This window comes from Sphingosinicella sp. (assembly GCF_052387495.1).
Classification (GTDB): domain Bacteria; phylum Pseudomonadota; class Alphaproteobacteria; order Sphingomonadales; family Sphingomonadaceae; genus Allosphingosinicella.
In genome coordinates this window covers 1-5074 of the sequence record NZ_JBQTJC010000271.1, presented here as the reverse complement: position 1 = coordinate 5074, position 5074 = coordinate 1, and the positions used below count along the sequence as shown (strand labels likewise).

The following is a 5074-nucleotide window of genomic DNA, read 5'->3' as shown; positions in this document are numbered from 1 at the left end:
GGCGTCGACATCAGCGCGCTGGTCGCGATGGACGACGAGGCGATCGCCCGCGCCGGACTGCTCGGCCGTAACGCCTATGAGGCGCAGTCGCTGTGTGTCGTGCGGCGTGATCAGGCCGCCGCGCGAGCGCTCGTGGGAACTTTGCCGCGATCCTCAGCGGACCGGGCGGTGATCGACCGGATCGTCCCCAATCTTGCGCCCTGCATCCCGGCGGATTTCCAAATGACCTTCAGCCCCGGCGCCCTGCGCGCACTGATCGCGACGGGGGTCTATCGCGTCGTGGTCGGGCTCGGCGGCGCGGGATAGGCCGCGCCGCCCGCGCTCGCCCTAGACGACTCCGAAGGCCAGCATCGCGTCGGCGACCTTCTTGAAGCCGGCGATGTTGGCCCCTTTGACATAGTCGACATAGCCCCCGCCGCGGTCGCCATATTCGAGACAGCGGCCGTGGATACCGTCCATGATGTCCTTCAGGAGCTGCTGGAGCTCCGTTTCCTTCCACGAGATGCGCGCCGAATTCTGGCTCATCTCGAGCCCCGAGACGGCGACGCCGCCCGCGTTCGAGGCCTTGCCAGGGGCGTAGAGGATCTTGGCTTCCCTGAAGATGTGGACGCCTTCGAGGTCGGTGGGCATGTTGGCGCCTTCCGAAACGCCGATGCAGCCGTTCTTGACCAGCATCCGGGCATCCTCGCCGAGCAGCTCGTTCTGGGTCGCGCAGGGCAGAGCGACGTCGCAGGGCACGCCCCAAGGCGTCTTGCCGGCATGGAAGGTCGCATTCTTATACTCGTCCGCATATTGCGAGATGCGCCCGCGCCGCCGGGTCTTGTGCGCCTTCACCCAATCGATCTTCTCCTGGGTGATGCCGTCCGGATCGTGGACGAAGCCCTCGCTGTCGGACAGCGTGACCACCTTGCCGCCGAGCTGGACGATCTTCTCGGCGGCGTGGGTGGCGACGTTGCCCGAGCCCGAGATGACCGCGGTCTTGCCGACCAAGTCCTGCTCTCGCGTCTTCAGCATGTTCTCGAGGAAATAGACGGCGCCGTAGCCGGTCGCCTCGGTGCGGATCAGCGAGCCGCCATATTCGAGGCCCTTGCCGGTCAGCACGCCCTCGAAGCTGTTCGTGATCCTTTTGTACTGGCCGAACATGTAGCCGATCTCGCGTCCGCCGACGCCGATGTCGCCGGCCGGCACGTCGACGTTCGCGCCGATATGGCGATAGAGCTCGGTCATGAAGCTCTGGCAGAAGCGCATGATCTCGCCGTCGCTCTTGCCCTTCGGATTGAAGTTCGCGCCACCCTTGCCGCCGCCCATGGGCAGGCCGGTCAGGGCATTCTTGAAGGTCTGCTCGAAGGCAAGGAATTTGAGGATCGATTCGTTGACGCTCGGGTGGAAGCGGATGCCGCCCTTATAGGGGCCGATCGCATTGTTGTTCTGGACGCGGTAGCCGCGCTGGACGCGGATATTGTGATTGTCGTCCTCCCAGCAGACCCGGAAGGAGACGACCCGGTCAGGCTCGGCGAGGCGGCGGAGGATCTGCCAGCGGTGATAGATTTCCTTGCCCTCGATGAACTCGAAAATGTCCTCCGCGACCTCCTGCACCGCCTGGATGAACTCGGTCTGCCCCGGATTGCGCCGCACGACGCCCTCCATGAAGCCCGCAAGATCGACATGCTCGGAATCGCCCCTGCTCATTTCACTGCCTCCCAAGAAAATGCGCCGCGGCTCCACCGGAGTCGCACCGCGCCGACCATATCAGGTTTTTCGAGAATCCAAGTGCGTCCGCTCAGCGCGCGAGATAGCGCCCGAGATCTTCGAGCTGGACCGCCAACACCTGGTCGTCGTGCGGCGCGGCCGCCTCGAAACCACCGCGCAGATCAGCCGTCGAGCAGCGCGTCGATCACTGCGCCGACCTCGCCGATCGGGGCCATGCCGTCGACCCGGCGGACGAGGCCGCGCGCCTCGTAGATCGGCAGGATCGGCGCGGTCTTAGCGCGATATTCGGCCATCCGAGTGCGCACCGTTTCCTCATTGTCGTCGGGGCGGCGCTTGAACTCGTGACCACCGCAGGCGTCGCAGGTATCCTGAACGCGGGGCAGCTTGTAGCGGTCGTGATAGCCCTCGCCGCAGGCGGCGCAGGTGAAGCGGCCGGTGATCCGGTCGACGAGGGCGTCCTCGTCCACATCGAGCTCGATCACCAGGTCGAGCTTCTCGCCGCGCTCGTCCAGCAGCAAGTCGAGCGCCTGGGCCTGGGCTTTGGTGCGCGGATAGCCGTCGAAGATCGCGCCGCCATGGGCTTCGGCCGCGTCGAGCCGCTCGCCGATCAGGGCGGAGACGATCGCGTCGGAAACCAGCTCGCCCGCCTCCATCACCGCCTTGGCCTGGAGGCCCACCGGGGTCCCGGCTTTCACCGCGGCGCGCAGCATGTCGCCGGTCGAGAGCTGGACCATGCCGCGCTCCTCGACGAGCCGGCTCGCCTGCGTGCCCTTGCCGGCGCCCGGCGGGCCGAGGAGGATGATGTTCATCGCTGTCCCCTGAGCGGAAAGCTCAGCGGCCGCGCAGGCCGCCGCCCTTCAGCTTCGCCTTCTTGATGAGGTCGCCATATTGGTGGGCGATGAGGTGGCTTTGGATCTGGGTCACCGTGTCCATCGTCACGTTGACGACGATGAGCAGGCTCGTGCCGCCGAGATAGAAGGGGATCCCCGCCCGCGCGATCAGGAATTCGGGGATCAGGCAGATCAAAGCGAGATAGGCGGCGCCGACCACGGTCACCCGGGTCAGCACGTAATCGAGATATTCCTCGGTGCGCTTGCCCGGCCGGATGCCCGGGATGAAGCCGCCATATTTCTTGAGATTCTCCGCCGTCTCCTCGGGGTTGAACACCACCGCGGTGTAGAAGAAGCAGAAGAAGACGATGAAGGCGCCGTAGAGGAACATATAAGCCGGCGAGCCGTGCTGGAGCCACTGCGAGACCTCGATAAGGATGTTGCTCCAAAGGCTGTCGCCGGGCTGCGCCTGGCCGGCGAACTGGGCGATGGTGAGCGGCATCAGGAGCAGCGAGGAGGCGAAGATCGGCGGGATCACGCCGGCCGTGTTGACCTTGAGCGGCAGATGGCTGCGCTCCTGCTGGATCTGGCCGCGCGCGGTCTGGCGCTTGGGATATTGGATCAGCACCCGGCGCTGGGCCCGCTCCATGAAGCAGATGAAGACGACCAGGCCGAGCGCGAGCACGACGATGACGAAGATCACGAACGGGTCCATGCTCCCCGTGCGGCCGCCTTCGAACAATTGGGCGAGCGCGGTCGGCAGCTGGGCGACGATGCCCGCCATGATGATCAGGCTGATGCCGTTGCCGATGCCGCGGCTGGTGATCTGCTCGCCGAGCCACATCAGGAACATCGAGCCGCCGACGAGGCTGATCACGACGGTGACGCGGAACAGCATGCCGGGATCGATCACCGCCGACTGGCCGCTGGTCGCCCCCCAGCTCTCCAGCGCGACGGCCATGAAATAGCCCTGGATCGCGCACAGGAAGACGGTGCCGTAGCGGGTATATTGGTTGATCTTCTTGCGGCCGCTCTCGCCCTCCTTCTTGAGGGCGGCGAGCGTCGGGTTCATCGTCGTCGCCAGCTGCATCACGATCGAGGCGGTGATGTAGGGCATCACGCCCAGGGCGATCAGGCTCATCCGCTCGAGGCCGCCGCCCGAGAACATGTTGAAGAAATCGAGCACGCCGCCACGGGTCTGGTCGAACAAGGCGGAGAGCGCGCGCGGGTCGATTCCGGGCAGCGGCACGAAGGACAGGAAGCGGAACACGATCAGCGCGCCGAGCGTGAACCAGAGCCTTTTCTTGAGATCGGTGGCCTTGGCGAAATTCGCCAGGCTCATATTGGCTGCCATGCTCTCGGCTGCGGATGCCATGGACGTCAATGCCTTCGACAAAATGAATGGCGGCGGATGACCGGATGGCCCCCGCCGCCTCATATAGTGACCGGTTCGGGCTTGTCAGCCTCTACCGGGGAAAAGCGGCGGCAGGCTCAGGCGTCGGCCTTGGCCTTGCGGGCCGTGACCGCGGCGCCCTTGCCCTTCTTGGCGGCGGCCTTGTCTGCGGCCGGGACGATCTCGATGATCTCGACGGAGCCGCCGGCCTTCTCGATCGCCTCGCGCGCGCCCTTGGAGGCGCCGGCGACCCTGAACGAGAGCTTCGCGCTATATTCGCCCTTGCCGAGGATGCGCACGCCGTCCTTGCCGCCGCGCCCTACGCCAGCGGCCTTGAGCGCGTCGTGGTCGACCACGCCTTTGGTATCGAGCTTCTTGGCGTCGACCAGTTTCTGGATCGCGCCCAGATTCACCTCGGCATAATCCTTGGCGAAGACGTTGTTGAAGCCGCGCTTCGGGATCCGCATGTGGAGCGGCATCTGGCCGCCCTCGAAGCCCCAGACCGAGACGCCGGAGCGGCTCTTCTGGCCCTTCTGGCCGCGGCCGCCGGTCTTGCCGACGCCCGAGCCGATGCCGCGCCCGACCCGGACCCGGCTCTTGCGGGCGCCCTTATTGTCGCGGAGATCGTTGAGTTTCATGTTCCTGCACTCGCTTTCGCTTTTGTCGCGCTGCCGGCGGGGGGATTACTCCGCCACCGACACCATGTGACGCACCTTGCGGATCATGCCGCGCACCTCGGGGGTGTCGTCGAGCTCGACCGTCTTGTGCATCTTGTTGAGGCCCAGCCCGGTCAGCGTCTTGCGCTGGTCGGGGGTGCGGCGGATCGGCGATCCGGTCTGGGTGATCTTCACTTTCGCCATCTGAGCTACTCCGCGACCGCTTCGGCCTGAGCGTCCGCCTCGGCGGCCGAAAGGCCCTCGCGGCGCGCCATCAGGTCGGCGATCTTCTTGCCGCGGCGCTGCGCGACGCTCTTCGGCGAGGTCTGCTCGCCGAGCGCCTCGAAGGTCGCGCGGATCATGTTGTAGGGGTTCGAGGTGCCGATCGACTTGGTCACCACGTCGGCGACGCCGAGGCTCTCGAACACGGCGCGCATCGGGCCGCCGGCGATGATGCCGGTGCCGGCCGGGGCCGAGCGGACATA

At 66.1% G+C, this 5074-nt stretch carries 6 protein-coding genes and 1 pseudogene; 1 reads left to right on the top strand and 6 read right to left on the bottom strand.

Annotated features, from left to right (window positions below; genetic code table 11):
- Positions 1-306: hypothetical protein (locus tag ACT4N8_RS14940; protein WP_444858909.1), on the top strand; the 306-nt coding region annotated here is incomplete at its 5' end.
- A 21-nt stretch (positions 307-327) separates the two neighbouring features.
- Here ACT4N8_RS14940 and gdhA read toward each other — a convergent pair.
- From gdhA to ACT4N8_RS14910, 6 genes and pseudogenes are all read right to left on the bottom strand, one after another.
- Positions 328-1689 carry an NADP-specific glutamate dehydrogenase gene (gene gdhA / locus ACT4N8_RS14935; protein WP_444858908.1) on the bottom strand — a complete coding sequence of 454 codons (1362 nt, stop codon included), beginning with the start codon at positions 1687-1689 and terminating at the stop codon, positions 328-330.
- Positions 1690-1871: 182 nt separating this feature from the next.
- Positions 1872-2519 (bottom strand): adenylate kinase, encoded by a 648-nt coding sequence (locus tag ACT4N8_RS14930; RefSeq protein ID WP_444858907.1) that lies wholly within the window; start codon positions 2517-2519, stop codon positions 1872-1874.
- A gap of 22 nt (positions 2520-2541) precedes the next feature.
- Positions 2542-3915: a preprotein translocase subunit SecY gene (gene secY / locus ACT4N8_RS14925; RefSeq protein ID WP_444858906.1), complete on the bottom strand. Its 1374-nt coding sequence runs from the start codon at positions 3913-3915 to the stop codon at positions 2542-2544.
- A gap of 116 nt (positions 3916-4031) precedes the next feature.
- Positions 4032-4571 (bottom strand): 50S ribosomal protein L15, encoded by a 540-nt coding sequence (gene rplO / locus ACT4N8_RS14920; RefSeq protein ID WP_444858905.1) that lies wholly within the window; start codon positions 4569-4571, stop codon positions 4032-4034.
- A gap of 45 nt (positions 4572-4616) precedes the next feature.
- Positions 4617-4793 carry a 50S ribosomal protein L30 gene (gene rpmD / locus ACT4N8_RS14915; RefSeq protein ID WP_444858904.1) on the bottom strand — a complete coding sequence of 59 codons (177 nt, stop codon included), beginning with the start codon at positions 4791-4793 and terminating at the stop codon, positions 4617-4619.
- A 5-nt stretch (positions 4794-4798) separates the two neighbouring features.
- A pseudogene (locus ACT4N8_RS14910) lies at positions 4799-5074 on the bottom strand (30S ribosomal protein S5); the annotation flags it as partial.